Raw genomic sequence first — 26,982 nt, 5'->3', positions numbered from 1 at the left:
GCATGGGCGTTCAAACCGCACTTATGACCGATCAGACCAAAATCGCCCTCATTACCGGGGCTTCACGCGGGTTGGGTGCTGCTCTGGCCGAAGCGCTGGCCCCCGACTACCACATCGTCGCCGTCGCCCGCACCACAGGCGGGCTGGAAGAGCTGGACGATCGCATTAAAGCCAAAGGTGGTTCGGCTACACTGGCACCAATGGACATTGCCGATCCGAACGCCATGGCAACACTGTGCCGCGGAATTCACGATCGCTGGGGCAAAGTGGATCTTTGGTTGCACACGGCCGTTCACACCTCGGCTCTGACGCCCGCGCATTTCGTCGATCCCAAGGAGTGGACCAAGGCGATCAACACCAACGCGACCGCAACCTCCGTGCTGATCCCTTATATCGCTCCTCTATTGGGAGACTCCGGCCACGCCGTGTTCTTTGACGATCCCAAAGCGGGAGAGAAGTTCTATGGCATCTATGGCGCAACCAAGGCCGCACAGATGGCGCTGGCGCGAAGCTGGGCGGCCGAGACGGAACGTACTGGCCCGCGTGTGTCCATCGTCGAGCCGGCGCCGATGCCCACAGCTGTCAGGGCTCGGTTCCACCCCGGTGAGGATCGGGAGGCCTTGACCAGCCCGGATGATGAGGCAAAGCGCATTATTTCGACGTTGTGAAAGAGGATGGCCCTGCGGGCCATGCCTCCGGCGGGGATATTTTTGGCCAGATGAAGCGGCGGATCAGGCGATGTGAACGCCGTTTCGGCCAGCCAGGTCGACAAAAAACTGCCAGGCCACCCGGCCCGAGCGCGCACCGCGTGTGGCCTGCCACTCGATAGCCTCGGCGCGCAGGGTTTCCGCATCGACGCTGACGCCATAGGCCGCGCAATAGCGATCGATCATCGCCAGGTATTCGTTCTGGTCGCAGGGATGGAAGCCCAGCCACAGACCGAAGCGGTCCGACAGCGAGACCTTCTCTTCTACCGCCTCGGACGGGTTGATGGCGCTGGAGCGTTCATTCTCGATCATGTCGCGCGGCATTAAATGGCGGCGGTTCGACGTGGCGTAGAAAACGACGTTTTCAGGCCGCCCTTCGATACCACCATCCAGCACTGCCTTGAGCGACTTGTAGTGCTGGTCGTCGTGGCTGAATGACAGGTCATCGCAGAACAGAATGAAACGGTGCGGGGCTTCGCGCAGGTGGTTCAGAAGCCGCGCGACCGAGGCCATGTCCTCGCGCTGTAACTCCACAAGCTTCAGGTCCGGATGATCAGCTTGCAACGTGCCGTGGACCGCCTTGACGAGGCTGGACTTTCCCATCCCGCGCGCGCCCCACAGAAGCGCGTTGTTGGCCTTGTATCCGGCCGCAAAGCGGCGCGTGTTATCGAGCAGGGTATCGCGCGAGCGGTTGATGCCCACCAGAAGGTCCAGATCGACCCGGTTGACAAGCGTGACCGGTTCCAGCCGATCCGGGTCAACATGCCATACAAACGCCGGCGCTGCGTTGAAATCCGGCGCAGCTAAAGGCGCGGGCGCCATGCGGTCCAGCGCATCGGCGATTCGGTTCAGGGCTTGATCGTCCATCGGCGTCTCCGGTCTTGTCTGGATGGGTTCAAACCATGTTCCATCCCGCGCAACAAGAGGCGGAAAAGAAAAAGGCGCACCACCAATTGGCGCGCCTGATCCAGTTTTTTCTACAGGTTACTTGCCGTTGTCGTGTTCATGCACCATCTCTTCGTCCGTTTCGGCTTCGTCGTCATAGTAGCCGTCCGCCCGCAATTGTTCTTCGCGTTTCTTCTCGACACGTGCGACCAGGAAGATCGAAACTTCGTAGAGACCGTACACAACCGTGAACAAGATGATCTGAGTGATGACATCCGGGGGCGTCACGACCGCTGCCAGAACCAGAATACCGATCACAGCGTACTTGCGCACTTCGCCCAAGCCCTGGGCGCTGACGAGGCCCGCTTTTCCCATGAGCGTCAGAAGAACCGGCAGTTGGAAGCAAAGGCCAAAGGCCACGATGAACTTGATCGTCAGGTTCAGATACTCCTGAGCCGAACCCTGGAACACCACGCTCAGCGGTGCTGTTGAGGCTCCCTCCACGACGGCCTCACCTTCCGTTCCGAACTGTTGGAAACCTAGGAAGAAGTCGTAGGCCAGCGGCGTCACAACATAAAAGGCAAAGCTGGCGCCCAACAGGAACATGAAGGGCGAAGCCAACATGAAAGGCAAGAACGCGTTCTTTTCCGAACGGTACAGACCCGGTGCAACAAACCGCCACATCTGCATTCCGATGTAGGGGAAGGCCAGTATGAAGCCGCCCAGAAGTGAGACCTTGATGGCGACAAAGAAACCTTCCTGAGGCGAGATGAATATCAACCCGCAATCCTGCCCCCGTTCGGTCAGAACCTCACACAACGGGTTGGTCAGGAAATTAAAAATCGGCGTCGCGACCGAAAAGCAGATGATCATTCCGATCAGAAAAGCCACCACGCTGTGGATCAACCGCGTGCGCAGCTCCGTCAAATGCTCGATCAACGGGGCCGAGGAATCTTCTATTTCGTCGGTCTTCGTCATGTTTTGCCTTCACTGTTCAGCGCGGCTTCGGCTTCTTCGGCTTTGGCCAGCGCTTCAGCAGCTTCCCTGGCCTTGCGCTCGGCTGCGGCGCGTGCGGTCGAGGCCTGGATTTTCTTGGCCTGTTCGGCCCGCTCGGCTGCCAGTTTACCGGTTTCGCTGTCAGGATCGAACTTGGTCGGGTCCATGCTTTTGGCCATGTCCTGCGCTGCCTGCTTCACGCCATCCATCGCCGTGTTCACAGGATTGGTAGCCGCGTTGAGACCTTTCTTGATCTCGTTCACGCCGGCCTCGTCCGCTGCTTCGTTCATGGCATTGCTGAATTCGCGCGCCATACCACGCGCCTTGCCGACCCAGCGACCGACATTGCGGAACAGCACTGGCAGGTCCTTCGGGCCTACCACGATCAACGCAACGATGCCGATGACCAGAAGCTCGGTCCAGCCCAGATCAAACATGGCCGATTAGACCTTGTCTTTGTCAGACTCGGGCGTGACGTCCTTGGCCAGCTCGGACGCGTCCTGTTCGATCTCTTCCGAGCCGTCCTTGACGCCTTTTTTGAACGCAGTGATGCCTTTGCCCACTTCGCCCATCAGTGAGCTGATCTTGCCACGGCCAAACAGCACCAGAACCACAACGGCGATCAGCAGAAGACCGGGAAGGCCGATATTGTTGAGCATGTCTCTTCTCCTTGTACAACGACGCAGCGCGCCGAGAATTTGATCTGGGACCGTGTTTACGCCCGGATACGGTTTGCCAAAAGGGACCCAGATCAAATTGACACCGAAAATTGATGGGTCGGCGCATTTTAACAGGTCTCGCTTTTTTCAACTGACAGGTTTATGTCAGTTGCTAGCCACTATAACGACCCTGTCTCAACAAAACAGGAGCGTGACATGACACAAATCGCAGAAACCGTAACCTTCAAACTTGCGGCCGACGTAACTGAGGAGGATTTCGTGAACATCATGAAGGGCACAGAAGCCTTTGTTCGAAATGCTCAGGGCTTTGTCTTCCGGCGCCTCAGTTCAGGTGAGGACGGGCTTTGGACCGACACGGTCATCTGGGCGGACATGGACAGTGCACAGGCTGCCGCAACCGCATTCCCGAAGCAGGAATTCGCCCCCGCCGTGATGGCCGCAATCGCACCCGATACAGTAACCATGCGACACGATGCGATCCATTGGACCATAGGAGCGTCATGACAAACAGGATATCCCATGCGCCGCACTGACCGGCTGTTCGATGTTATCCAGATCCTGCGCGACGGCAAACTGCACCGCGCGCAGGACATCGCGGACCGGCTCGAGGTTTCGGTCCGCACGATCTATCGCGACATGGATACCCTGGTGGCGTCTGGTGTTCCGGTCGAAGGTGAACGCGGCGTGGGTTACATGGTGCGCGAGCAGATCACCCTGCCCCCACTGAACCTGACCCCTGCCGAGCTCGAAGCGCTGAACCTCGGCATGGCAATTGTGGCCGAGGCCGCCGATGCCGACCTCAAGGCCGCTGCCGAGTCGCTGGCCGAAAAAATCGACGCTGTGTTGCCGACGCAGGTCGTGGCCGAGGCCGATGCGTGGAAATTCGCCGTCTATCCCTTTGCCGACGCCGCGCGCGGGCTGGCCCACATGGCCCCAATCCGCGCGGCGATCAAATCCCGACAGAAGCTGCGCTTGTCCTACCGACGCATTGATGGCGTGCTGACAGATCGCGTCATTCGCCCATTACACATGGAATACTGGGGGCGCGTCTGGACCCTGACCGCCTGGTGCGAGCAGCGTGACGCCTTCCGCGTCTTCCGCATAGACCTGATCGAAACGGTCACTCCGCTGCCGGAACTTTTCACCGACGAACCCGGCAAACGTCTGAGCGACTACGACCCACACGCCTGATCCGCCCTTCATCTGGCCAAAAATATCCCCGCCGGAGGCATGGCCCGGAACGGGCCATTCCACCTCACTTCAGGTAGGGCTCAGGATCGACCGATTCGAACCCTTTGCGCACTTCGAAATGAACATAGGCGTTGTCGCCACCCCGCAGCGCAGCAATGTTCTGCCCCCGCCGCACCCGGGTACCCTTTTTGACCTTGATGTCGTCGACATTGGCATAGACGGTCAGCAGGTCATTATTGTGCTTGACCACGATGATCGGCACCTGATCCGCATCGGCGGTGATCGCTGCTACTGTTCCGGCCTCCGCTGCCTTGACCGGTGTTCCGGGTGCGGCTGCGATGTCGATGCCTTCGTTCTTGCCCTTGTCATAGGTGCGAATGATCCGCCCCGATACGGGGAAAGCCAAGGCCGATGTCCCGCTGTTGGTCGGCGCCTCTGCCGTCACGTCCGGCGCCTCAGCCGCCGGTTCGATCTTCTCATCCGGCAAGGGCTGAGTTGCACTTGGCGGCGTAGGAGTCGGAGATCCCTGCCCCGGTTCCGTCACGTTCGTGGCCGCCGCGGGCGTAGCTGCGCTGGCAGGTTTCGGTGCGGGCTGGTTCTTGACCGGGATCAGCAAGTACTGATCTTCACGCACGGTGAAATCCGAGCCCAACCCATTCCATTCTGCAAGCGACTCGACCGAGACCTGATACAGGCGCGAGATTGTATAGGCAGTCTCGCCCCGCTTGACCTTGTGGCGGATCGGTTCGGGGCCCGAAGCGACCGGTGCCGGTGTCGGCGCTGCTGAAGGTTGCGCTGGCTGTAGCGTGGTCGTCTGGACCGAACCCGTATCCGGCGCTTCGTCGATCGCTGTTCCTGCGATTGTGGCAATATCCACGCTACCGGCGGCGGCGCCGACCGAACGTGGCAATGCCAGAACCTCTCCGTCGCGCAGCGAGTCATTGGGTTGCAACCCGTTGAACCGGGCCAGCTCGACCACAGGCAGGCCCACGCGGGCTGCAACGTCGCCGACAGTGTCACCTCGCCGTGCAACCACGACCTGATAATTCGGATAGGTGATCACCCCGCGCGCATCGGGCGCTGGTCGGCTTGCGGTAGCTGACTGAACGGCGTCTGTTGTGGAGAAGCCACCGACATTGCCGCGAAGATCATAATCAAACGGGCCTTCGCACCCCGCCAGAACCACAAGCGCGGCAACGGCTGTCATACAGCGGCGCATGGCTGAATTGGAAACTGCTCTCATTCTACTGTCCTCAACACCCGCCCCTGTTGTCCGGGGTTCTGGCGCATCCTGCAAATCCGTTTAAGCCCCATCCTTCCCGAGCCCCTCTAACAGAGGCACGAACCGAACAGGTAACAATTCGTCGTAGTCCAGACCTGTCTCGGTGCGCGTGACCCGGATCAGGGTCTGCACCGCATCGGACTGGCCTACAGGCAACACCATGATACCGCCGATTTTCAGCTGCGCCAAGAGCGGGCCCGGAGGATCTTCGGCAGCCGCCGTCACAATTATCCGATCAAACGGGGCCTGCTCGGGCAAGCCAAAGGACCCATCCGACAACATCGAGGTCACATTGGTCAATCCGAGGTCACGAAACAGCTGACTGGTTTCCTGCACCAGCCGTTTGTGGCGTTCCACCGTGTAAACCCGCCGTGCCAGCTTCGACAGGATCGCCGCCTGGTAGCCGGACCCGGTTCCGATTTCCAAAACGGTGTCCCGCGCCCGGACCTGCAACGCCTGGGTCATCAACCCCACGACCGACGGTTGGCTGATCGTTTGCCCGCAGGCAATCGGCAGCGGCGTATCCTCATAGGCGCGTTCTGCAAACAAGCCCCTGACGAAGAAGCCACGGTCGACCTGCTCCATCGCAGCCAACACGCGCGCATCCGTCACACCGCGCGACCGCAGTGCGAACAGGAACTGCATGGTTTTTTCTGGAGTCAGTCCCGTCATTCGATCATCTTCATTGCCTCAAGCGCATCATGCGCCGTCAGGTCGGCCCGCATCGGCGTGACCGAAATATAGCCTTCCAGATTGACCGCCGCATCGGTGCCCGGCGCGGTCGGATTGTGCTGATATCCGCCCTTGATCCATAAAAACCGCCGACCCGAGGGCGAGCTGTGCGGCTCGACCCCAAAATGGGTATCACGGCGATAACCCTGTGGCGCTACACGGGTCCCCAGCACCTCGTCCGCCGGGACGGGCGGGAAGTTGACATTGTAGAACAGGCGATAATCTACCTGCTCCTCCGGAGTTGCGTCCAGAATACGGCGTATCAAGTCAGCGCCAAACCGGGTTGCCGTCTCAAACGGGTCGTCCAAACCTAGGTTCCGAGGCCCGAAATACTGCGACAGGGCGATGGCCGGCACGCCTTGCAATGCTGCTTCCATTGCGCCCCCCAAGGTGCCGGAATACAGCGCATTTTCGGCAGAATTGTTACCACGGTTCACGCCCGACAATACCAGATCCGGACGTGCGTCTTTCATCACGTCATGCAGCCCCGCCAGCACGCAATCGGCGGGTGAACCTTCGGCTGCAAACCGGCGCTCGCCCAGCTTCGCCAGCATCATAGGGTGCGTATAGCTGATACAGTGACCGACGCCCGACTGTTCAAAGGCCGGCGCCACAACCCAGACTTCACCACCCGGCCCCGCCAGATCCTTGGCGATCGCCTCGAGCGCGATCAGCCCCGGCGCATTGATACCGTCATCGTTTGTCAGAAGAATTCGCATGCCCGATCCACCCCTGCCTTTCGCCCTTGATAGACCCGCCCCCGCGTTGCGGCAAGCAAAGGGCGCACGCAATCTGAGGCATTCGCGCACCACTTAGCCAGAAACTGCGTTTACCGGGTGTCAGGTGGGGAAGACGAAACACTTGTCGCGGCGAATGGTCAGCCACATGACCCGGCCCGGTTTCGGCACGAAGACGTTGGGAACGGTCGCCCTCAGGATCGAACAATCATAATCCATCCGGAACTCGACAAGACTCTCGTTGCCCAGAAAACGTGCCCGTTCCACTACGCCGCGCGCTGCGACGCCGTCGGTGGCCGTCGGCGACGGCCCCTTGCCGTTGCGGTCAAAATCCAGCCGCACATGTTGTGGGCGAAAAACAATTTCGACATCCGTTCCATCCGGATATCCGGGCGCCAAAAACTGTCCAAACGGCGTCTGCGCAAGCGCGCCGTTAACTTGCGCAGGCAAAACATTGATATCACTAAAGAATGAAACCGCTGCCTTATCCACTGGTCGGGTGTAAACGTTATATGGCGCACCTTGCTGCACGATCTTGCCACGTCGCATCAGGGCAATCTCATCCGCCATGCGCATCGCCTCTTCTGGTTCATGTGTGACCAGCAGGACCGCGGCATCTTCTTCCTTGAGAATGGCCAACGTTTCGTCGCGAATTCCGTCACGCAAACGGTTATCGAGACCCGAGAACGGCTCGTCCATCAGCATGATCCGCGGTCGCGGAGCCAGCGCGCGGGCCAGCGCAACGCGCTGTTGTTCACCCCCCGACAATTGATGCGGAAATCCGTCGATGAACCGCATCAGGTCAACCTTGGTCAGCAGTTCCTCAACGCGGGCGCGTTTCTGGTCCTTGCCGCCTTTCAGACCGAAGGCGACGTTGTCAGCAACGCTCAGATGCGGGAACAGGGCGAAATCCTGAAACATCAAACCGATCTCGCGCCGTTCGGGCGGAACGCGAAAGACGGTGTCACAGACCAGTTTACCGTCGACGTAGATCTCGCCCGAGCTCTGCATCTCGACGCCGGCAATCATCCGCAATGTAGTGGACTTTCCGCAGCCCGAAGGCCCCAGCAGGCAGGTGACCTGCCCCGCCTGCACTGTCAGCGAGACATCATCCACAACGGCGCGCCCTTCGAATCGAGCGACAAGATTGCGAATTTCAAGCCGCGGAGGCGTTGCGTTGCCTGTCACCGATGGACCCCATTGCCTTACCCGATCAATTCCATCGGGCTTGGGCGGGGATAGCAACCCCGCCCGCTGGACGCAAGGCGTCAGCAGCAGTTGGCCGAGGCGACCTCACCCCGTTCCACAAACGGACTATCCCCGCCGCAGCCTTCGAAAATTCCGTAATGAGTCGAGAAATCACCGATGAAGTCGAAATGCCGGGCAAAACGCGTGTTTTGCAACATCATCCATGTGTTGCCACAAACAGGAAAGACTTTGCCCGTCCGGATGGCGTGATGATCGTCCAGAACAAACTCATGTGGTGCGTGTGGAATCGTACCCTTGTAGATCACCGCCTGACCATAGTCCTCGCAAGCTGGTTCCAACGCGGGCAACTTGAACAACCTGTAGGTGGCTGAAATGAAGTTCAGCGGTGCAACCCGCTGTTCCAGAACAGGGTTTTCAATGGTCAGCGAACGATGCGAGACCCTGCGCGGATCGCCAAACCCTGCGGTGCGTGCCATCGAAAGGAAATCGTTCCAATACAGGGCACCCGACAGGCACTCGCCATACAGCACTTCATCTTCCGCCATGGCGCGCGGTATGCGACGATCTGCATAGACGTCCGAGAAATACATCTCTCCGCCATCCTTCAGCAATCGATGCGCACCCTCCAGCACGGCGGCCTTATCTGTGGCGAGGTTGATCACGCAATTCGACACTATGATATCGAAGGAGCCGGGTTGCAGGTCCAACTCGTCCAACTTTTCGATGTAGCCGTCGTGGAATTCGACATTGCTGGCCGAATGACCAAATGCCTGCGCATGATAGTCCCGATGCCTGCGAGCAACGTCCAGTTGCTCGGGCGTCATGTCCACGCCCACGACACGGCCGGTTTCACCGACCATGGCCGACAGCGCAAATACGTCCCGCCCCGCGCCGCAGCCCAGATCAAGGATGTGCATCCCCTCCAGATCCAGCGGAGCGATCAGACCGCAGCCATAGTAACGTGTCAACACATCATCATGAATTTGCGCCAGAATCTGCTTTAAGTGATCCGGCATGTCATCCGGTGTACAGCAGGCGTTTGTCTGCAAGTCCGCGCTGCCCTGCAACACCTCGCCATAGTAGTTCTGCACAGCTTCATGCTTCATCGGCTTGTTCCCCTGTCCATTGTCACAACGCAACTAGCGCCGCGGCAATGCCAGAGCAATCCCGCGCAAACAAACCTGACGCAAGCGTGAGGAGTTTTGCCTGCTTCAGCCCACCAATTCAAAATCGACACCGGCGCGCACGCGCCCGTTGACCTGAACCTCCAACCGGTGCGGGCCGGGTATCAACTTGAACGTAGTGGCATCACCTTTCAGCTTGTGGCGTTTGCTCAGCATCAGTGCGCCGTTCTTCAATGCGGTTTGTTTCAGTTTGTGCACTTTAGGTGAAATTTTTCCACCAGGGCGTTGAAAATGAATGATATAATCCACAAGCACAGGTTGCTCTCCGCTGCCCTTCAACGCGATGTCAAACACAAGCGCACCGCCGATCTTGGCCTCTCCATTCACCTGAATATCCGCCACCAGTTCGGCGTCCGGGTCATAGCCCAGCACCTTCATCGCGTCTGGATGGCCCGATTTCACCAGTCCCCGCAAGGCATGGGCGGTCATCCACTGAAGCTCATCATCGTTCTGGCGCCCAGCGTCCCGCCAGAGGTGCAACCGATCCAACACCACATCCGGGGCTTTCTTGGTTATGTCGTTCAGGTGATTTGCGACCGAACGGGTGACATATCGCGTGTCGTCGCCATGCAAACGGTCCAGTAACGGCAACGGATCTGTCAGGTCAAGCCCCACGGCCTGCCCCCAAGGCAACCGAGGGCGCGTTCCCTCGCTGACCAGACGTCGCACGTGATAGCTGGAGTGACCACACCAATCCTCCATCCGCTGCATGACCAGATCCGGATGGGTGTTCAGGAACGGACGGATCGCCCACTCCATCGAGAACCTCTGGGTCAGTTCTTCGAATACATCCAGCGCCAGCTCCGGATGGTTCAGGCCAACGGACACGACCCACTCGCCAAGCGGCGCAAAGATGAAATCACCGAAGTCGTCGTCGTTTTTGCTCGGGTCCAGCGGGGGCGGTAATGCCTGCAGGATCACTGGAGCAACCACTGGCAGTTCGCCCGGAATAGCTTTCTGCAGGCAGTCGGCAATCCATGACATCCGCTCTTTCAGTTCCAGTGTCGGCAATCGCGACATCACGGCAGATTCAAAGGAGTCTCTATCAAAATCCGGCTCAATATTCGCGAACAAACCGCTGAGGTAGCAAGTTTTTTCCGCGTTGAACAACTGATCTTTCAGAGAGAACCCTTGCGCCATGTTCACATCGTCAGATTGGTACCGCCGCCATCCAGCAGGATATTCTGCCCGACGATAAAGCCCGCATGTTGCGAACACAGAAAAGCGCAGGCCGCTCCGAATTCCTGTCGTGTGCCATAGCGGCGCGCGGGGATCGTGGCTTCGCGCTCCGCACGCGCTTCGTCCATAGAGATTCCCTTTTGGGCAGACACTCCGCTGTCCAAGGAAATCGCCCGGTCCGTTGCGTGGATTCCCGGCAATAGGTTGTTGATGGTGACACCGTGCGGCGCTACCTGCCGTGACGTTCCGGCGACATATCCGGTCAACCCGGTTCGCGCTGCGTTCGAAAGCCCCAGCACTGCGATTGGTGCACGGACGGACTGAGAGGTGATATTGACAACGCGACCCCAGCCTTTGTCCATCATTCCCGGCAACAGGGCTTTCATAAACGCAATCGGGGTCAGCATATTTGCATCCAGCGCCTTGATGAAATCCTCCCGCTCCCAATCCGACCACATTCCGGGTGGAGGTCCGCCGGCATTTGTCACAAGGATATCAACATCCTGCGCCGTATTTATGACCTTATCCTGACCCTCTGCCGTAGTCACGTCACAGGCCACCGTCTGCACATCAATATCGTATTCGGACCGCAGGCGCGCAGCCTCAGATTCCAATACTTCGGCGCCGCGCGCATTCATGACCAGATCAACACCTTCTTGGGCCAAGGCCTCGGCGCAACCCAGACCCAGACCTTTGCTGCTGGCACAAACCAACGCGCGTTTGCCGCGAATTCCCAGATCCATTCCGACCCTCCCTGTAAACACTGTGCCCACATCTAGCACCGGCGCATCCAAGAACGCCAGAATGGGTTCCATGGAAATGTCTGGCAATCAGTAGAAAAATTCCTCGCGCACGATCTTGCCGTCTGCGACGTGATAAACCCCCACTTCGCGCATGTCGAAACTCTCGCCGCTTTCCTTCATCGTACCCTGCACTTCGAAGATCACGGCGAACCGGTCGTCTCCGTGCATGAAAGGATCGCTGACCGTGCCTCCGGTAACTTCGGTGGAGTTTTCCCACCAGTCATGCTTGCCGCGGATTGCGTCCAGACCGTGCGCTTCGCGCCCCATGCCCTGCATATCCGCAGCTTCGACCGAGACGGCATCTGCTGCATATAGCTTGTCCAGATTGGCCTTGGCCCGGTTTTCACGGCAACCCGCCACCAACTCTTCGGCGATTTCTTTCAAATCCATTGATCCACTCCGAATTTTGTTCACTATATGTTCTTATTGCCACAGAGACGCGATTCGGAACAGCCCCTTTGTCTTGCCTCGGCTGGATTCCCCGCCTATACGCGCGCTCATGCTTGATACCTCGAACCAACCCACCTTGCCGCCCGAGATTGCCCGGCGCCGGACATTCGCCATCATCTCGCACCCGGATGCGGGCAAGACGACGCTGACCGAAAAGTTCCTTCTTTATGGGGGTGCCATTCAGATGGCCGGTCAGGTGCGCGCAAAGGGTGAAGCACGGCGCACACGTTCCGACTTCATGCAGATGGAGAAGGATCGGGGTATCTCGGTTTCCGCCTCGGCGATGTCGTTCGACTATGACAACTTCCGGTTCAATCTGGTGGATACGCCCGGCCACTCGGATTTCTCCGAGGATACCTATCGCACCCTGACCGCGGTGGACGCGGCGGTGATGGTGATCGACGGCGCGAAAGGTGTGGAAAGCCAGACGCAGAAATTGTTCGAGGTTTGCCGCCTGCGCGATCTGCCGATCCTGACCTTCTGTAACAAGATGGACCGCGAAAGCCGCGATACGTTCGAGATCATCGACGAAATTCAGGAAATGCTGGCCATTGACGTGACACCCGCAGCCTGGCCGATTGGTGTCGGTCGGGATTTCATCGGTTGCTATGACATGCTGCGCGACCGGTTGGAACTGATGGACCGCGCCGACCGAAACAAGGTGGCCGAGAGCGTTGAGATCAACGGGCTGGACGACCCCAAGCTGGCCGAGCACGTGCCCGCGCATCTTCTGGACAAGCTGCTGGAAGAGGTCGAGATGGCGCGCGAACTGCTGCCCAAGCTCGACCCGCAAGCGGTGCTTGAGGGGCATATGACCCCGATCTGGTTCGGCTCGGCGATTAACTCGTTCGGCGTGAAAGAACTGATGGAGGGCATCGGTGCTTACGGTCCTCAACCGCAGGTTCAGTCTGCACAGCCGCGGCAGATCGCGCCGGACGAAAAGAAAGTGGCAGGCTTTGTCTTCAAGGTGCAGGCCAATATGGACCCCAAGCACCGTGACAGGGTGGCCTTTGTCCGTATGGCGTCCGGCCACTTCAAGCGCGGCATGAAACTTACGCATGTGCGGTCCAAAAAGCCGATGGCGATTTCGAACCCTGTTCTGTTCCTCGCATCTGACCGGGAACTGGCCGACGAGGCCTGGGCCGGAGACATCATCGGCATCCCGAACCACGGCCAGCTGCGTATCGGCGATACCCTGACCGAGGGCGAAGCGCTGCGCGTGACCGGCATCCCTTCCTTCGCGCCGGAACTGCTGCAGGGCGTCCGCGCGGGCGATCCGATGAAAGCAAAGCATCTGGAAAAGGCCCTGATGCAATTTGCCGAGGAAGGCGCGGCCAAAGTGTTCAAACCCTCTATCGGCTCGGGCTTTATCGTGGGCGTCGTGGGCGCCCTGCAATTCGAAGTGCTCGCCAGCCGGATCGAGATGGAATATGGCTTGCCCGTGCGGTTCGAAGCCTCCCAATTCACCAGCGCCCGCTGGGTCAGCGGTGACAAGGCCGAGGTTGACAAATTCGTCAACGCCAACAAACAGCATATCGCCCACGATCATGACGGCGACATCGTCTATTTGACGCGCCTGCAATGGGACATCGACCGCGTCGTCCGCGATTACCCCGAGCTGAACCTGACCGCGACGAAAGAGATGATGACTTAAGCCGCTTTCCGGCCCAATGGAAGGAAACCAAAGGCAGCATATGGCGCAAGATCGACCGACATGGGGCGTAGTATCCACGATCCGCGCGCCAGCCGAGGAAATTCTTCGGTTCGCTGCCTACCACCTGGAGCTGGATGCTTCGCGCCTCTATCTGCATCTGGACGAGCCTAATCCTCAGGCCGAACGCGCGTTGAAGAACCACCCCAGGGTCGCGCTTTGGGTCTGCGATCAGGCCTTCTGGCAAAGCAGAAATCGCGAAAGGCCGGATACGCATCAGCAGCGCCAATCTGCAAACGCGACCTACGTCTATCGCCGCACCAATATGGATTGGCTGACTCACATAGATGTCGATGAGTTCCTTTGGTCCTCAGCCCCCATCGCTGAGCTGTTGCACGCAATCGACCTGGACATTCCAGCAGTGCGCATGCGCCCGATCGAGGCGATGGCCGGTGAGGAAGACCTCTACAAAGCCTATATTCCCAAAGGCCCGGACCGACACGCGCTGATCGAAACGCTCTATCCGAATTTCGGCCCTTTTCTCACCGGAGGCTTCCTCAGCCACACGCGCGGAAAACTGTTTGTGCGCTCTGGCCTGCCAAACATCAGCGACCGCATTCACAGCCTGTTTCAGAACAATCAACCGCTGGTCACAAACACCGAGATCCCCGAGATCGAGCTATGCCACAGGCACGCTCCGACGTGGGAGCATTGGCTGGTCCATTATCGGTTCCGCATGGCGCACGGCTCGTACAAACCGGGCCTCAGCCCCAATGTCCCGCGTGAGCGTGGTGGCTTGAACAAACACGAACTACTTAGTTGGATCGAGGCCGAAGAAGGCCTGGACGGATTGCGCGCATTTTATGATGAGATCAGCGGAGGTGCCCCAGATGCGCGCCAACGTTTGCAGGAAAACGCCCAAATCCTCTACAGACCACTGGATTTGGAGCGAATAGTTTCGAAACACTTCCCCGGAACCCTCTGAATTGTTGCACAGAATCCCGCCTTCATGCGGTGTGCCTCAGGTTAACGCGAGTTCATTTGACCCTGTCCTACGTTTTTGTTATGTCCGCGTTCAGCCGAAACGCGCATGGTGCGCATGGCCATCCGGGCCCGGCATGATACAGACGCGCGGGCCAGGTCAAGTGTCCGCAAAAACCGGACATACATGACAAAATTCAACGAATTGAACCTGAACCCGAAGGTCCTCAAAGCCATTGAGGAAGCTGGCTATGAAACTCCGACCCCGATCCAGGAAGGCGCCATCCCACCGGCGCTTGAGGGTCGTGATGTTCTGGGCATCGCCCAGACCGGAACCGGCAAAACCGCCAGCTTTACCCTGCCGATGATCACATTGCTGGCCCGGGGACGTGCCCGCGCGCGGATGCCGCGCTCTCTGGTGTTGTGCCCAACGCGGGAACTGGCCGCGCAGGTGGCCGAGAATTTCGACACATACGCCAAAAATGTGAAACTGACCAAAGCGCTGTTGATCGGCGGTGTCAGCTTCAAGGAACAGGACGCCCTGATCGACCGTGGCGTTGACGTGCTGATCGCCACTCCAGGCCGTCTGCTGGACCATTTCGAGCGCGGCAAGCTGCTGTTGACCGGTGTGCAGATCATGGTCGTGGACGAAGCCGACCGGATGCTTGATATGGGTTTTATTCCCGATATCGAACGCATCTTCTCGCTGACGCCCTTCACCCGCCAGACCCTCTTCTTCTCGGCCACAATGGCGTCTGAGATCGAGCGGATAACCGACACCTTCCTCTCTGCCCCTGCCCGGATCGAAGTTGCCCGTCAGGCCACCGCCTCCGAGACAATCGAACAGGGCGTCGTCATCTTCAAAGGCGGGCGCCGCGACCGCGAGGCCAGTGCAAAACGCAAGGTTCTGCGCGCGTTGATCGATGCCGAGGGTGACAAATGCACCAACGCCATCATCTTCTGCAACCGCAAGACGGACGTGGACATCTGCGCCAAGTCGCTGAAGAAATACGGCTACAACGCCGCCGCAATTCACGGTGATCTGGACCAATCGCGGCGGACGAAAACGCTGGACGGGTTCCGCGATGGAACTCTGCGCTTGCTGGTCGCCTCGGATGTGGCCGCACGCGGACTGGATATTCCCTCGGTCAGCCATGTGTTCAACTTCGACGTGCCGGGCCATGCCGAGGACTACGTGCATCGCATTGGACGCACGGGTCGTGCAGGGCGCGAAGGTAAGGCTGTCACGATCTGTTCGGGCCGCGATGAGAAGGCTTTGGACGCGATCGAAAAACTGATCCAGAAAGAGATTCCGCGCATCGAAAACCCGGTCAAGGAAGAGCCCAAGGCCGAGAAACCCTCGCCTGAGAAAAGGTCCAAATCTGCGGACAGTAAAAAGGGTGAGAGTAAAAAGGACCGGGAGCCCAAAAAGGATCGGGAACCAAAGGGGCGTGGCCGTCGCGAAGAAAGCGGCCCTGCGGTCGTCGGCATGGGCGATCACTTGCCCAGTTTTATCGCGCTCAGCTTTGAAGAACGTCGTGCTGGCTAGATTGTCAGCACCAGCGCCAAAATCGAAATTCCCAGCAATGACATCCCGGCAATCTCTCGCCGGGTGATGGTCTCGCGGAAAAACAGGATCGAAGCGAGCAGGCTCAGGATCAGTTCCACCTGCCCCAACGCTTTGACATAGGCCGCGTTCTGCAGGGTGAATGCCAGAAACCAGCAGAACGAGCCGCCCAGGCTTGTCAGCCCCACAAAAACGCCGGTACTGCGTGTGTCCCACACCGCACGCAACTCGTCCCGGTCACGCCACATGAGCCACAAAGCCATGCTGAGAAACTGGAACGTCACGACAGCCGCAAGCGTGACCAGTGCCCGAAACCACGCCTCCAGATCACCCAATTGCAGCGACGCACCCCGATAGCTGACTGCGGAAAACGCAAACAATACGCCCGAGCCCAAGCCCAGTTGCGATGCGCGGTTGGTCAGATTCCGCCACCATTTCCCATCACCACCCGGCGTTTTCGACAGCAACAGCACTGCCACCAAACCAAGTATGATCGCCCCGAGCGCACCGGTCGATACACTGTCGCCCAGAACGACGAACCCGACGATTGCGGTCTGGATCACCTCGGTCTTCTTGAACGTGATTCCAACGGCAAAGTTACGCTGCTTGAACAATGCGACGACGCACACTGTTGCCAAGATCTGCGCCGTACCGCCAATAACAACATAAAGCCAGAATGGCGCAGTCAGCGGCGGCAGCGATTGCCCGGTCCAAAGGGCCGCGACCAGCCCGACAAGGGCCAGAGGCATGGAATAAGCAAATCGCGCGAATGTGGCGCCAGCCGCCGACAGCTTCGCACTGCTGAGCGATTTCTGCAGCATGAAGCGCACCGTCTGAAACGAGGCGGCGGCGACCGTGACGGGAATCCACAAACTCATGGATTCCCTTCTGTCCTCAAATCAGGGCTTTGGCCAGAGTGGATGCGCCACCGGGTCTTTTGCCCGCAAAAAATATTCGCGGAAAATCTGCACGTATGAACGATAGACGTAAGCCTCGTTACAGGCCAGATAGCGATCCTTTCCGGTGCGGTATAGCGCAGGCAGGCGATACCAGGGAGCAGCCGGGTTCATGTGATGAACGACGTGCAGGTTGTTATTCAGAAACAGAAAAGCCAATGGGCCGCGGTCTTCGATAATAACCGTTCTGGCACGGGATTTTTCATGCGCGCGATGTTCCAGGAACGTGCGGATCTTGATGACTGCCAGCCCGATATAAGCGGACAGGACAAACGCCCATATTGGCATCGGGGATTGTGAAACGATCCACAATACCGCAACAACCCCAGGCAAATGCAGCGCCCACGCCAACAGAATTGCGCGGTCCCCTCGCAATGCACCGCGCAATTCTTCCCGCATAAAGGCCAACTGCCCAATGGCAGGGCCCAGAACGATGCGGCCCAGCAAGGTATTGTTGGCGAAGAAAAGGCGCCTTTGCCATTGGGACAAGGAATCCCAGATCTTCGGGTCCAGATAGTTGGATTCCGGGTCGTCATAGGGGTCGGTCAGGTTGGCATCCTGATGATGGGCCAAATGCAGATCCCGAAAGCGGTTGTAGGGAATGAACAATGTCAGAGGTAGCGCCATCAGCGCCTCATTCAGCCATTTGGCCCGGAACGGATGCCCGTGCAGAACTTCGTGCGTCAGCGACGAATGCAGCGCCGCAATTACTCCCATGAACGGTACCGCCAGCCATAAGGACCAGGCGGCCAGCCAGAACACGATCACAAGCCACGCCGCATAGCACGCGGCAATCAGGCCAAAGGTACCCCATTCGGGCGAGTTGGGTGTTGTCGGTTCAGCCATGACGTCCCCACGAAATTCCCGCCCAAATCCGCTCGTAGACGATATAAAGTGACAGGCCGATAGCGGTGTTCACCACGGCCAGGACTCCGCCCACTGCGGCAGAGCCTGTTGCGATCAGACCGACAAGCGTCATTGTTGCCAGCCCCATCACGTTCCAAACGATTGCTTTCACGACCGATCTTCGTCGCGTTTCCATTCCGGACCCCATTTTTTTGTTGTTATTCAAGCGTTACCGGTTGGTGCTGATGTTGGGAATTCTGAATATGATTAACAAAACTCATCGAATGTGATATTTGTCATCACATGCATGATAAAATCGACAAACTCGACCGCGCTGCCCGATTTCGCCACCGGCTGGCCCGCGCCATGGAGGAAGGCGGCGTCAGCCAGAGCGCGCTTGCCCGCAATATTGGTGTCGACCGGTCCACGGTGTCGCAATTGTTGACCGACGATGGCGCGCGGCTGCCGAATGCACATGTCGTCGGCAGTTGCGCCTCGGCCCTTGGCGTGTCGGCTGATTGGTTGCTCAGCCTGTCCAACCGACCGGAAAGCGCGGCCGAGCTGCTGGCCAGTTCGCTTACCATGACCGAAGCCCCCCGCGCGCTGGTGGATGAACGGATATTCGAGTGGCATCAGGAAGCCGCCGGGTACAAAATCCGCTACGTTCCGGCGACTCTGCCTGATATGCTAAAAACCCGCGCTGTTCTGGAATGGGAGTATGCCCCGCATCTTGGCCGCACTGCGGATCAGGCAATTGGGGCTTCGGCAGACAGGCTGATGTGGATGCGAAGCGCACAATCCGACTACGAAATTGCGATGCCGCTTTACGAGATCCACAGCTTTGCGCAAGCGACAGGGTATTACGACGGCCTGCCACAGCACGTGCGGCTGGAGCAGATCGACCACCTGCTGGATCTTTGCGAACAGCTCTATCCGCGTCTGCGCATCTACTTGTTCGACGCAAAGCGCCTGTATTCCGCGCCGATGACGATCTTTGGCCCTCTGATGTGCGTGTTTTATGCAGGCAGTCACTACATGGCATTTCGCGACCGTGATCGTATCGAGGTTTTTACCCGTCAATTCGATAACTTAGTGCGCGAAGCTGACGTGACTGCTCGTAGTTTTCCAGCGCATCTCCGACATCTGCGCGAGGGGCTTGTCACAAGTTCCGGCAGCGCGTGATGCGAGGAAACGATTCCTGTAGTATAGTCATTCTGCGCGAACCTTCGGGCATTCCGATCTAGATGGAGGATGACAGGAATGGACGCTCTAAAGACCGCTGAATACGCACGTGCCCTTTATGCCGCCCATGGTGACAGGGCCGAGGCGGAAGCCGCGCAAAAAATGCGCGAATGCGAAGCCGCCGGAAACACTCAGGAAGCACAGGACTGGCAGGCGGTGCGTAGCGCCATACGCCAGATTCGTGGCCCCAATCAGGGCTGACGCCAACGCAAGCACTTATACTTTGGGGTCAGGGTTGACGGTATGGCCATCCACCGCGATGACTTGCCCTGACACCAGCCGTGCGGCGTCTGACGCAAGAAAAACGGCCATATTGGCGATGTCCCGCCCTTCGACAAAACTGCCCATGGACGTACCCGAGGCATATCCTTCGTATACCTGATCGCGGGTCATGCCCTTGGCCGCGGCCTCGCGTTGCAGTACGCCCTCCATGCGCGGTCCTTCGACGGCGCCGGGACATATCACGTTGCAGCGCACTCCGTGAGGACCAAGCTCCATCGCAAGGGTCTTGCCAAGGCCGACCATGCCCCATTTCGCCGCTGCATAGGGCGCGCGATTCGGATACCCGAACTGACCCGCTGTCGATGACGTAATCAGCACCACACCGCTGCCCTGCCGCTTCATCATTGGGGCCGCGTATTTCGAGCACAAAAACGCGCCTTCCAGATTGACGGAAAGGCATGTACGCCAGTCGCTTAGCGCCACGTCTTCAATCAATGCAGTGGGCCCGGCGACTCCCGCATTGGCGCACAGGACATCCAGACCGCCCCAATCCACTTTAATCCGGGCGAACATTCCGGCAACGGCGGCTTCGTCCGACACGTCCAGCTCGGATTTCTGCCAGTGCGCCGGACATTTCGCCAGGGCGGCTTTGTCAATATCCGCAACCCAGACCTGCGCCCCTGAGGTATCAAATGCGTCTGCCATCGCCCGACCGACACCAGAGGCGCCGGCCGTGATCAAAACCCGGCCACTCACGATGGTTTCCGAATAGATGCCCCGGCACCGTCCGGATAGGGCAACCCGGCCTGCGCCTCGGCGATTCGTGCCATCGCAACCTCGATCTCGGCCGACGGAGCGCTCGGACGCCGCGTTTCAAGCCCGACATGCAGCATGAAGCTTTCACAGGTTGCCAGCAGCGTGTCGCCTTCATACATGCTGTGGAACAGGTGCAGCTTCTTGCCCTGCCCCAACATCATCTGGGTGCGGATATCGATCTTCGACCCGGCATGGGCTTCGCCCACATAACGGATGTGGTTTTCGGCCGTGAAATAGCTGCCGCCCGACGCGATATAGTCCGCATCACAGCCGATGATTTCCATGAACCGGTCATTGGCTAACGAGAACGCTTCAAGATATTTCGCCTCATTCATGTGACCGTTGTAATCGGTCCAATCCAGCGGCACCGCGCGCGAAACTGTCAGGATCGGCTGGCTCAGATCAGCCTGGTCCAGCGTCGGCAACGCGGCGGATTTCAACACGGCGTCATGCTGGTTCAGCACCGCGCCCGCGCCGTAGTTTTGCGCCTTGAGTGCACGCATCATGCCGACAAGATTATTGTCACGGATACGCTCCAGCTCGCGGATGGAATACATCCCCGACTGCGCATCAGACTGATCGGCGATCATGTCCACCAGCTCGTCGGTGAACTCTGGCACATCCATCAGCTTGGTCCAGGGCCATTGCAGCGCCGGACCGAACTGCGCCATGAAATGCCGCATTCCGGCCTCGCCACCGGCAACACGATAGGTTTCGAACAGCCCCATCTGCGCCCATCGGATGCCAAAGCCCATGCGGATCGCCTCGTCTATTTCCTCGGTTGTGGCGATGCCATCCTTCACAAGCCAAAGCGCCTCACGCCAGACCGCCTCGAGGAACCGGTCCGCGATATGTGCGTCGATCTCTTTCTTGATGTGCAGCGGGAAAAACCCGACTGAAGTCAGCAGGTCCTTGGCTCGCTCGATGGTTCCCGGCGCGTTCTTGTCGGTCGGCACCAGCTCAATCAGCGGCAACAGGTAGACCGGGTTGAACGGGTGAGTCACCACGATCTGCTCTGGCCGCAGCGCACCTTCCTGCAGCTCGGAAGGTTTGAAACCGCTGGTCGAAGAACCGATGATCGCATCCGGACCACATGCCTCTTGCAGATTTTTGTAAACCCTAAGTTTCAGATCCAACCGTTCCGGCACGCTTTCCTGAATCCACGTGGCCCCCTGTACGACCTCGGCCATGTCGTCGTGGAACGACAAGCCCCCCTCGGGTGGCAATGGCACATCGCTCAGCCCCGGCAGCGAACGCCGCGCGTTGTCCAGAACCTCACCAATCTTGCGCTCGGCCTCGGGATCCGGATCGAACACCCGCACATTCCAGCCATTGAGCAGGAACCGAGCGGCCCAACCACCACCGATAACCCCGCCACCAATGATCGCTGCAGTTTTCATTTTAATCGACCCATTGATTTCGCCGTTCTTCATCTTTTTCAAAATACTCCGGGGGTTTGGGGGCTGGCCCCCAAGCCTGATCCTTCTTCACTTCGCCGCCGGTGGCCGTTTCACCAGCCCCAGCTTCTCACGCACTTCCTGCGGCCCGATCACCTTTGCCCCCATGTTTTCGATAATCGTGCCCGCACGTTCGACCAGTTGCCAGTTTTCAGCCAGAACGCCCTTATCCAGCCACAGGTTGTCCTCGAGGCCCACGCGCACATTGCCACCCGCCAGCACTGTGGCCGCCACATAAGCCATCTGGTTACGGCCAAGCGAGAACGCGCTGAACGTCCAGTCGTCGGGCACATTGTTCACCATCGCCATGAAGGTGTTCAGATCATCCGGCGCACCCCACGGTACACCCATGCAAAGCTGCACCAGCGCGTTGGGCTCCAGAATACCTTCTTTCACCAACTGTTTGGCAAACCACAGATGGCCAGTGTCAAATGCCTCGATCTCGGGCTTCACACCCATGTCGGTCATCATTTGCCCCATCGCCCGCAACGCACCGGGGGTGTTCGTCATGACGTAGTCGGCCTCGGCAAAGTTCATGGTGCCGCAGTCCAGAGTGCAGATTTCGGGCAAGCACTCCGCAATGTGCGACACACGTTCCGACGCACCGATCATGTCGGTCCCGGCCTCGTTCACCGGGAACGGGCTCTCGACACCACCGAACACGATGTCCCCGCCCATGCCCGCAGTCAGGTTCAGCACGACGTCGACATCGGCCTCACGAATACGGTCCGTCACCTCGCGATACAGATCCAGACTGCGGCTGGGCGCCCCGGTTTCAGGATCGCGCACGTGACAATGCACCACAGCCGCGCCGGCCTTGGCGGCGGCAATCGCACTGTCGGCGATTTGCTGCGGCGAGCGCGGAACATGCGGGCTTCGATCCTGTGTTCCGCCCGAGCCGGTGACGGCACAGGTGATGAAGACTTCGCGGTTCATTTCCAGAGGCATGACGTTTTCCCCAAGTTATACCCGGTTCCGAGCTGAGTTTTCCCCAGGCTTCTCCCCGGATTCCGATTTGCTTTCTCACCCGACTCTGGCGCAGCCTTGTGAAAACAACTTTCCAAGATGCGAATCGAACTTGATGAAATCCGCAAAAAACATACTTCAGCCCGAACATCGCGCCCTGAAAACGGCTGTGCTGGTGCTGGACGAATGCAACACGCTCAGCTTTGCATCGGCCGTTGACCCGATGCGCGCGGCCAACCGCTTGGCGGATCGGCCCGCTTTCGATTGGGACTACGTCACAGCCGGGTCCGAACCCGCAATGCTGACCAGCGCACTCAGTGTTCCCGGCATTCCGTTGGCCCGACTGGACGGCTGCGACCTGATGATCGTGATTGCCGGATTTCAACTGGCCCGCCACGCAACCCCCAGCCTGCTGGCAGGCTTGCGTCGCATCGCGGCAACCGGGGCGACCATGGCGGGTATTGATGGCGGCCCCTGGCTTCTGGCCGAGGCCGGATTGCTGGACGGGCACGCTGCCACGACCCATTGGGAAGACCTGGACAATTTCGCCGCCCGCTTCCCCGATGTGATGGTGCGACCGGACCGTTTCACCGTCTCGGATGGACGATTGACCTCTGGGGGCGCGATTCCAGCGATCGAGATGATGCTGCACGTCATCGCCGCCCGTCATGGGGCTGGATTTGCGGCCCGTGTGTCGGGCTTGTTCCTCTACGATGGGGCTCCCGAACGCTCGAAACCACAAAGCCGCACCGGGGCGCCGCACCGACACACCGCTCTGACAGCACGCGCCAATTCGCTGATGGAAACCTCGCTGGACGACCCCCTGCCCCTGGCCCATATCGCAGACCGGCTGGGCACCAGCCCCCGCACCCTGCAACAACAGTTCCGCCTGCGCCTGAACACCACACCGCAGGATCACTATCTGCAACTGCGCCTGGCCGAGGCCCGCCGCCTGGTCACCGACACCGACATGCCGCTGATGGACGTGGCGCTGGCCACGGGCTTCGCTTCACAATCCAGCTTTGCGCGCGCCTTTCGCACTGCGCATGGCTTGTCAGCCCGCGACCTGAGGCAGGACCGAACCCAACCTACACATCACTAAAGCTTCATCTGGCCAAAAATATCCCGGGGGAGTCGCCAAAGGCGACGGGGGCAGAGCCCCCTTCCCTCAGTACGGCATCGGATACGCCCGATGGACCGCATTGATTTCAGCCAGAACGTCTTCCGGCAGCACCAAATCCAATCCATCCAGAATGTGCTCCAACTGGCCCACATTTGTCGCTCCAAATATGGTCGAGATCATAAAGCGTCGGCTGCGACACCAGGCCAGCGACATATGCACGGGGTCCAGCACGTGGCGGTCGGCCACCTCCAGATAGGCCGCCACCGCGTCGAATACCCGCGCCGTCTTGCGCCCGCCCATCTGCGGCACCAGCGACATCCGTGAACCTTCGGGGACAGCTCCGCCCTGATATTTCCCGGTCAGAAACCCGGCGGCCAGCGGGGAGAATGCCAGCAGACCGACATCCTCGAACAAGCACAGCTCGGCCAGATCCGTATCGAACAGGCGGCACAAAAGGGAGTATTCGTTCTGGATCGACGCTACCCGCGGCCCGCCCGTCTCCTCCGACAGTCGCAGCCATTGCGCCGTCCCCCACGCGCTTTCATTAGACAGGCCGAATGCGCGGATGTTGCCCTTGTCGACCTGCGCCTGCAGGGCCTCAAGACAGCCTTGCATCTCGGCCAGAACCTCGTCCTTGTTTCCTCCCGTCGGCGCATACTCCCAATTCTTCCGAAACATATAGCTTCCGCGATTGGGCCAGTGAAACTGATAGAGGTCGATGCAATCCGTCTGCAAACGGCGCAGCGAGCCTTCGATCGCTTCGGGGATCGTTTCTCTGGAAATCGGCGCTCCGCCACGGGCGTGTACAAATCCCTCGCCGGAATGTTTGGTGGCCAGCACGTAATCGCTGCGGCGCGACGGGTTGGCGGCGTTCCAGTTTCCCAGAATCTCTTCGGTGCGCCCAATCGTCTCTTTCGAGACCGGATTCACCGGATACATTTCCGCCGCGTCGACAAAATTGATCCCTGCCGCAAGCGCCATGTCCATCTGTCGATGCGCTTCGACTTCAGAGGTCTGGGTTCCGAAAGTCATTGTCCCAAGGCACATATCCGACACCAAAATACCGGTGCGGCCCAATGGCTTTTTTGTCATAAAATCATCTCCTGAAAAAGTTGCGACCGGTCAGGCTTCGGCCTTTTTCTCCCACCGCCCTGATTCCTCGGACCAATACTGCGCTGAGCACCCGGCAGAGGTCAGTGCCTTCCACTGACCGCGCGCGTGCTGAACGGCCATCTGATCGTTTCCGTCAAACAGAATGCACACCCGCTCCAGCGCGGTAACTTCATCCGGTTCGACAGACGCCCCATCAACGGCCATGACACAAGACGGATCGTTGGCGGCGTGCGCGTCGGTCGTCAATAAAATGGGCTGCGCCGCATCGTGCGGGCCACCGGCGCGACCGTGAGGCAGAAACCCGTCGTCGGACCCAAGCCACAGCTTTTCGTCCAGCCAGTCCATCCGTGCGGGATCTGTGCCCCGCACGGCAATCCGCCACCCGGCCTGCTGCGCCTTGCCCAACAGCACCGGCAAGGTGTGCTCCAGCGGCTGACGGGTCAGGTGGTAGAAATAGACGGCGCCCATGTGCCTACTCGAAATTGTCCTGCACGAACCGGCTGAGCGCGCGCACGCCCCAGCCAGTCGCCCCCTTGGGCGCATATGAGGTTTCCGACGACACCGAGGCAACGCCTGCGATATCCAGGTGAATCCAAGGCGTTTCCTCTTTGACAAATCGCTGAAGGAACTGTGCCGCAGTAATCGAGCCCGCAGGCCGTCCGCCCACATTTTTCATATCCGCGATCCGCGATTTCAGCAGCTCATCATACGCCTTACCCAAAGGCAGGCGCCACGCGCCCTCATCCTCGGCCTTGGCCGATTTCAGGAAGGCACCGCAGAACGTGTCATTGTTCGAAAACACACCGGCGTTCTCATGCCCCAGACCGATGATGATCGCGCCCGTCAGGGTCGCCAGGTCGATCATCCCTACCGGTTTGAAGCGTTCCTGCGCGTACCACATCACATCACACAGAACCAAACGGCCCTCGGCATCGGTGTTGATGATCTCGACCGTGTCACCTTTCATCGACTTGACCACATCTCCGGGGCGCGAGGCATTGCCCGATGGCATGTTCTCGACCAACCCAACCAGGCCCACGACATTCGCCTTGGCCTTGCGCATGGCCAGCGCGCGCATGGTACCCGCAACGACGCCAGCGCCGCCCATGTCCATGGTCATGTCTTCCATGCCCGCTGCCGGTTTCAGCGAGATACCACCGGTATCGAACACCACGCCCTTACCGACCAGCGCCAATGGCGCGTCGTCCTTGTCGCCACCGTTCCACTGCATCACCACAACCTTTGAGGGGCTGTCCGAGCCCTGCCCGACGCTCAGAAGCGTCCGCATGCCCAATTCGGCGAGCTTGTCTTCTTCCAGGACTTCAACCGCGAGCCCCAGTTCCTGCATCTCGGACAGGCGGTTGGCAAACTCGGTCGTGGTCAGCACGTTGGCGGGCTCATTGGTCAGGTCGCGCGTGATGCGCACGCCGTCGGCAACGGCATAGAGCGGCGCAAAGGCCGCTTCCGCCTCGTCCGGCTTGTTGTGACAGACGGTAATCTCGCCCGTCGGGTCCGATTCCTTGGTCTTGTGCACGTCAAAATCATAGCTGCGCAGAACCATCCCCAAGATCAGATCCTCAGTTCGGTTCTGATTTCCGGCCATCACCAGTACAGATTTGCCCGCAGCCAGCTTGCCAAGCTTCGCCCCGCCCTTTCGAGCATCATCCTGATCGGGACGACGGGGCAGTACCAGCACATCCAGCGCTTCGGCCGCCATACCGCCCGGCCAGGCAAGCGAGATAACCTCGCCCGTCTTGACCTTTTCGAACCTTTCACTCTCGATCAGCCGTGCCACGGCACCACGCGTCAAGCGATTGGCCCGGCGCACCGCGGGCCCCATTTTGCCGTCTTCGGTAACGACGATGACCACACGCCCTTCGGCTTGCGCCATCAGGTCAAGGTCAAACGGTTGAAAACGGACGGGGACGAGACTGCTCATGAGGTTCTCCTGGAAAAAACTTTGCACAAGACCTAGCCCGCGCCGCCGCAGTTGACCAGATAGCAGTT

At 59.3% G+C, this 26,982-nt stretch carries 30 protein-coding genes; 9 read left to right on the top strand and 21 right to left on the bottom strand.

Going from position 1 to position 26,982, the window contains the following annotated elements; all coding sequences use genetic code 11:
* The first annotated feature begins 23 nt into the window (after positions 1 to 23).
* The gene (locus tag AC2TEL_RS13170; protein ID WP_480904378.1) at positions 24 to 668 is read left to right on the top strand and encodes an SDR family NAD(P)-dependent oxidoreductase; all 645 of its coding nucleotides are present in this window, start codon (positions 24 to 26) and stop codon (positions 666 to 668) included.
* Positions 669 to 731: 63 nt separating this feature from the next.
* On the opposite strand, the gene AC2TEL_RS13165 is transcribed toward AC2TEL_RS13170, so the two are convergent.
* The 4 genes from AC2TEL_RS13165 to AC2TEL_RS13150 form a co-directional block, all read right to left on the bottom strand.
* Complete coding sequence (locus AC2TEL_RS13165; protein ID WP_480904376.1) at positions 732 to 1,574, bottom strand: ATP-binding protein; 843 nt, start codon at positions 1,572 to 1,574, stop codon at positions 732 to 734.
* Positions 1,575 to 1,691: 117 nt separating this feature from the next.
* A complete protein-coding gene (gene tatC / locus AC2TEL_RS13160; protein WP_480904373.1) occupies positions 1,692 to 2,570 on the bottom strand; it encodes a twin-arginine translocase subunit TatC in 879 nt (292 codons plus the stop codon).
* Positions 2,567 to 3,025 (bottom strand): Sec-independent protein translocase protein TatB, encoded by a 459-nt coding sequence (gene tatB / locus AC2TEL_RS13155; RefSeq protein ID WP_480840096.1) that lies wholly within the window; start codon positions 3,023 to 3,025, stop codon positions 2,567 to 2,569. Before tatB ends, tatC begins: the two co-directional genes overlap by 4 nt.
* A 6-nt stretch (positions 3,026 to 3,031) precedes the next feature.
* The gene (locus AC2TEL_RS13150) at positions 3,032 to 3,247 is read right to left on the bottom strand and encodes a twin-arginine translocase TatA/TatE family subunit (protein ID WP_480840097.1); all 216 of its coding nucleotides are present in this window, start codon (positions 3,245 to 3,247) and stop codon (positions 3,032 to 3,034) included.
* Positions 3,248 to 3,463: 216 nt separating this feature from the next.
* On the opposite strand from AC2TEL_RS13150, the gene AC2TEL_RS13145 reads away from it, so the two are divergent.
* Both AC2TEL_RS13145 and AC2TEL_RS13140 read left to right on the top strand, forming a co-directional pair.
* On the top strand, positions 3,464 to 3,772 hold the full coding sequence (locus AC2TEL_RS13145) for a hypothetical protein (RefSeq protein WP_480840099.1): 309 nt from the start codon (positions 3,464 to 3,466) through the stop codon (positions 3,770 to 3,772).
* Positions 3,773 to 3,787: 15 nt separating this feature from the next.
* Complete coding sequence (locus AC2TEL_RS13140) at positions 3,788 to 4,459, top strand: helix-turn-helix transcriptional regulator (protein ID WP_480840101.1); 672 nt, start codon at positions 3,788 to 3,790, stop codon at positions 4,457 to 4,459.
* A gap of 64 nt (positions 4,460 to 4,523) precedes the next feature.
* Here AC2TEL_RS13140 and AC2TEL_RS13135 read toward each other — a convergent pair whose 3' ends face one another.
* The 8 genes from AC2TEL_RS13135 to AC2TEL_RS13100 form a co-directional block, all read right to left on the bottom strand.
* Complete coding sequence (locus AC2TEL_RS13135) at positions 4,524 to 5,702, bottom strand: peptidoglycan DD-metalloendopeptidase family protein (RefSeq protein ID WP_480904369.1); 1,179 nt, start codon at positions 5,700 to 5,702, stop codon at positions 4,524 to 4,526.
* A 60-nt stretch (positions 5,703 to 5,762) separates the two neighbouring features.
* Positions 5,763 to 6,413 carry a protein-L-isoaspartate(D-aspartate) O-methyltransferase gene (locus AC2TEL_RS13130; protein ID WP_480840105.1) on the bottom strand — a complete coding sequence of 217 codons (651 nt, stop codon included), beginning with the start codon at positions 6,411 to 6,413 and terminating at the stop codon, positions 5,763 to 5,765.
* A complete protein-coding gene (gene surE / locus AC2TEL_RS13125; protein WP_480904366.1) occupies positions 6,410 to 7,192 on the bottom strand; it encodes a 5'/3'-nucleotidase SurE in 783 nt (260 codons plus the stop codon). Before surE ends, AC2TEL_RS13130 begins: the two co-directional genes overlap by 4 nt.
* A 120-nt stretch (positions 7,193 to 7,312) precedes the next feature.
* Positions 7,313 to 8,398 (bottom strand): ABC transporter ATP-binding protein, encoded by a 1,086-nt coding sequence (locus tag AC2TEL_RS13120; RefSeq protein ID WP_480840108.1) that lies wholly within the window; start codon positions 8,396 to 8,398, stop codon positions 7,313 to 7,315.
* 80 nt (positions 8,399 to 8,478) lie between these two features.
* Positions 8,479 to 9,525 (bottom strand): methyltransferase domain-containing protein, encoded by a 1,047-nt coding sequence (locus AC2TEL_RS13115; RefSeq protein WP_480904363.1) that lies wholly within the window; start codon positions 9,523 to 9,525, stop codon positions 8,479 to 8,481.
* Positions 9,526 to 9,630: 105 nt separating this feature from the next.
* Positions 9,631 to 10,743: a hypothetical protein gene (locus AC2TEL_RS13110; protein ID WP_480904360.1), complete on the bottom strand. Its 1,113-nt coding sequence runs from the start codon at positions 10,741 to 10,743 to the stop codon at positions 9,631 to 9,633.
* Positions 10,744 to 10,745: 2 nt separating this feature from the next.
* Positions 10,746 to 11,525: an SDR family oxidoreductase gene (locus tag AC2TEL_RS13105; protein WP_480840249.1), complete on the bottom strand. Its 780-nt coding sequence runs from the start codon at positions 11,523 to 11,525 to the stop codon at positions 10,746 to 10,748.
* Positions 11,526 to 11,612: 87 nt separating this feature from the next.
* Positions 11,613 to 11,975 carry a SnoaL-like domain-containing protein gene (locus tag AC2TEL_RS13100; protein WP_480840113.1) on the bottom strand — a complete coding sequence of 121 codons (363 nt, stop codon included), beginning with the start codon at positions 11,973 to 11,975 and terminating at the stop codon, positions 11,613 to 11,615.
* A gap of 109 nt (positions 11,976 to 12,084) precedes the next feature.
* Here AC2TEL_RS13100 and AC2TEL_RS13095 point away from each other — a divergent pair, with 109 nt between their 5' ends.
* From AC2TEL_RS13095 to AC2TEL_RS13085, 3 genes are all read left to right on the top strand, one after another.
* A complete protein-coding gene (locus AC2TEL_RS13095) occupies positions 12,085 to 13,689 on the top strand; it encodes a peptide chain release factor 3 (protein ID WP_480904357.1) in 1,605 nt (534 codons plus the stop codon).
* 40 nt (positions 13,690 to 13,729) lie between these two features.
* Complete coding sequence (locus AC2TEL_RS13090) at positions 13,730 to 14,671, top strand: glycosyltransferase family 2 protein (protein ID WP_480904355.1); 942 nt, start codon at positions 13,730 to 13,732, stop codon at positions 14,669 to 14,671.
* A 183-nt stretch (positions 14,672 to 14,854) separates the two neighbouring features.
* The gene (locus AC2TEL_RS13085; RefSeq protein ID WP_480904352.1) at positions 14,855 to 16,216 is read left to right on the top strand and encodes a DEAD/DEAH box helicase; all 1,362 of its coding nucleotides are present in this window, start codon (positions 14,855 to 14,857) and stop codon (positions 16,214 to 16,216) included.
* Here AC2TEL_RS13085 and AC2TEL_RS13080 read toward each other — a convergent pair.
* From AC2TEL_RS13080 to AC2TEL_RS13070, 3 genes are read right to left on the bottom strand one after another with little or no spacing between them, the layout of a single operon-like run.
* Positions 16,213 to 17,112, bottom strand: a complete 900-nt coding sequence (locus AC2TEL_RS13080) for an EamA family transporter (RefSeq protein WP_480840121.1) — start codon at positions 17,110 to 17,112, stop codon at positions 16,213 to 16,215. The two genes, AC2TEL_RS13085 and AC2TEL_RS13080, sit on opposite strands and share 4 nt — an antisense overlap.
* Positions 17,113 to 17,133: 21 nt before the next feature.
* A complete protein-coding gene (locus AC2TEL_RS13075; RefSeq protein ID WP_480840123.1) occupies positions 17,134 to 18,036 on the bottom strand; it encodes a fatty acid desaturase in 903 nt (300 codons plus the stop codon).
* Positions 18,029 to 18,232, bottom strand: a complete 204-nt coding sequence (locus AC2TEL_RS13070) for a DUF2061 domain-containing protein (protein WP_480840125.1) — start codon at positions 18,230 to 18,232, stop codon at positions 18,029 to 18,031. The genes AC2TEL_RS13075 and AC2TEL_RS13070 overlap by 8 nt, the downstream gene beginning before the upstream one ends.
* Positions 18,233 to 18,339: 107 nt before the next feature.
* Between AC2TEL_RS13070 and AC2TEL_RS13065 the strand changes: the two genes are divergently transcribed.
* The gene (locus AC2TEL_RS13065; RefSeq protein WP_480840126.1) at positions 18,340 to 19,218 is read left to right on the top strand and encodes a helix-turn-helix domain-containing protein; all 879 of its coding nucleotides are present in this window, start codon (positions 18,340 to 18,342) and stop codon (positions 19,216 to 19,218) included.
* Between the two features lie 78 nt (positions 19,219 to 19,296).
* A complete protein-coding gene (locus AC2TEL_RS13060) occupies positions 19,297 to 19,479 on the top strand; it encodes a hypothetical protein (RefSeq protein ID WP_480840128.1) in 183 nt (60 codons plus the stop codon).
* A 15-nt stretch (positions 19,480 to 19,494) separates the two neighbouring features.
* Here AC2TEL_RS13060 and AC2TEL_RS13055 read toward each other — a convergent pair whose 3' ends face one another.
* The 3 genes from AC2TEL_RS13055 to bcoG form a co-directional block, all read right to left on the bottom strand.
* Positions 19,495 to 20,256, bottom strand: a complete 762-nt coding sequence (locus AC2TEL_RS13055) for an SDR family oxidoreductase (RefSeq protein WP_480904349.1) — start codon at positions 20,254 to 20,256, stop codon at positions 19,495 to 19,497.
* Positions 20,253 to 21,716 (bottom strand): carnitine 3-dehydrogenase, encoded by a 1,464-nt coding sequence (locus AC2TEL_RS13050; RefSeq protein WP_480840131.1) that lies wholly within the window; start codon positions 21,714 to 21,716, stop codon positions 20,253 to 20,255. Before AC2TEL_RS13050 ends, AC2TEL_RS13055 begins: the two co-directional genes overlap by 4 nt.
* Before the next feature lie 87 nt (positions 21,717 to 21,803).
* Positions 21,804 to 22,721, bottom strand: a complete 918-nt coding sequence (gene bcoG, locus AC2TEL_RS13045) for a 3-dehydrocarnitine:acetyl-CoA trimethylamine transferase BcoG (protein WP_480904346.1) — start codon at positions 22,719 to 22,721, stop codon at positions 21,804 to 21,806.
* Between the two features lie 133 nt (positions 22,722 to 22,854).
* On the opposite strand from bcoG, the gene AC2TEL_RS13040 reads away from it, so the two are divergent.
* Positions 22,855 to 23,841, top strand: coding sequence for a GlxA family transcriptional regulator (locus AC2TEL_RS13040; RefSeq protein WP_480840135.1), 987 nt, complete (start codon positions 22,855 to 22,857; stop codon positions 23,839 to 23,841).
* Between the two features lie 66 nt (positions 23,842 to 23,907).
* Here the strand turns inward: AC2TEL_RS13040 and AC2TEL_RS13035 are convergent, their stop codons facing one another.
* From AC2TEL_RS13035 to AC2TEL_RS13025, 3 genes are read right to left on the bottom strand one after another with little or no spacing between them, the layout of a single operon-like run.
* Positions 23,908 to 24,954: an aldo/keto reductase gene (locus AC2TEL_RS13035; protein WP_480840137.1), complete on the bottom strand. Its 1,047-nt coding sequence runs from the start codon at positions 24,952 to 24,954 to the stop codon at positions 23,908 to 23,910.
* Positions 24,955 to 24,984: 30 nt separating this feature from the next.
* Entirely contained in the window at positions 24,985 to 25,443 is a 459-nt protein-coding gene (locus AC2TEL_RS13030) for a DNA polymerase III subunit chi (RefSeq protein WP_480840139.1), read from the bottom strand.
* A 4-nt stretch (positions 25,444 to 25,447) separates the two neighbouring features.
* Positions 25,448 to 26,914: a leucyl aminopeptidase gene (locus AC2TEL_RS13025; RefSeq protein WP_480904344.1), complete on the bottom strand. Its 1,467-nt coding sequence runs from the start codon at positions 26,912 to 26,914 to the stop codon at positions 25,448 to 25,450.
* Positions 26,915 to 26,982: the final 68 nt, after the last annotated feature.

The organism is Ruegeria sp. HKCCD9138, from assembly GCF_057220975.1.
Note: the sequence above shows the minus strand (reverse complement) of the source record. Positions and strands in the feature narration are given on the sequence as shown.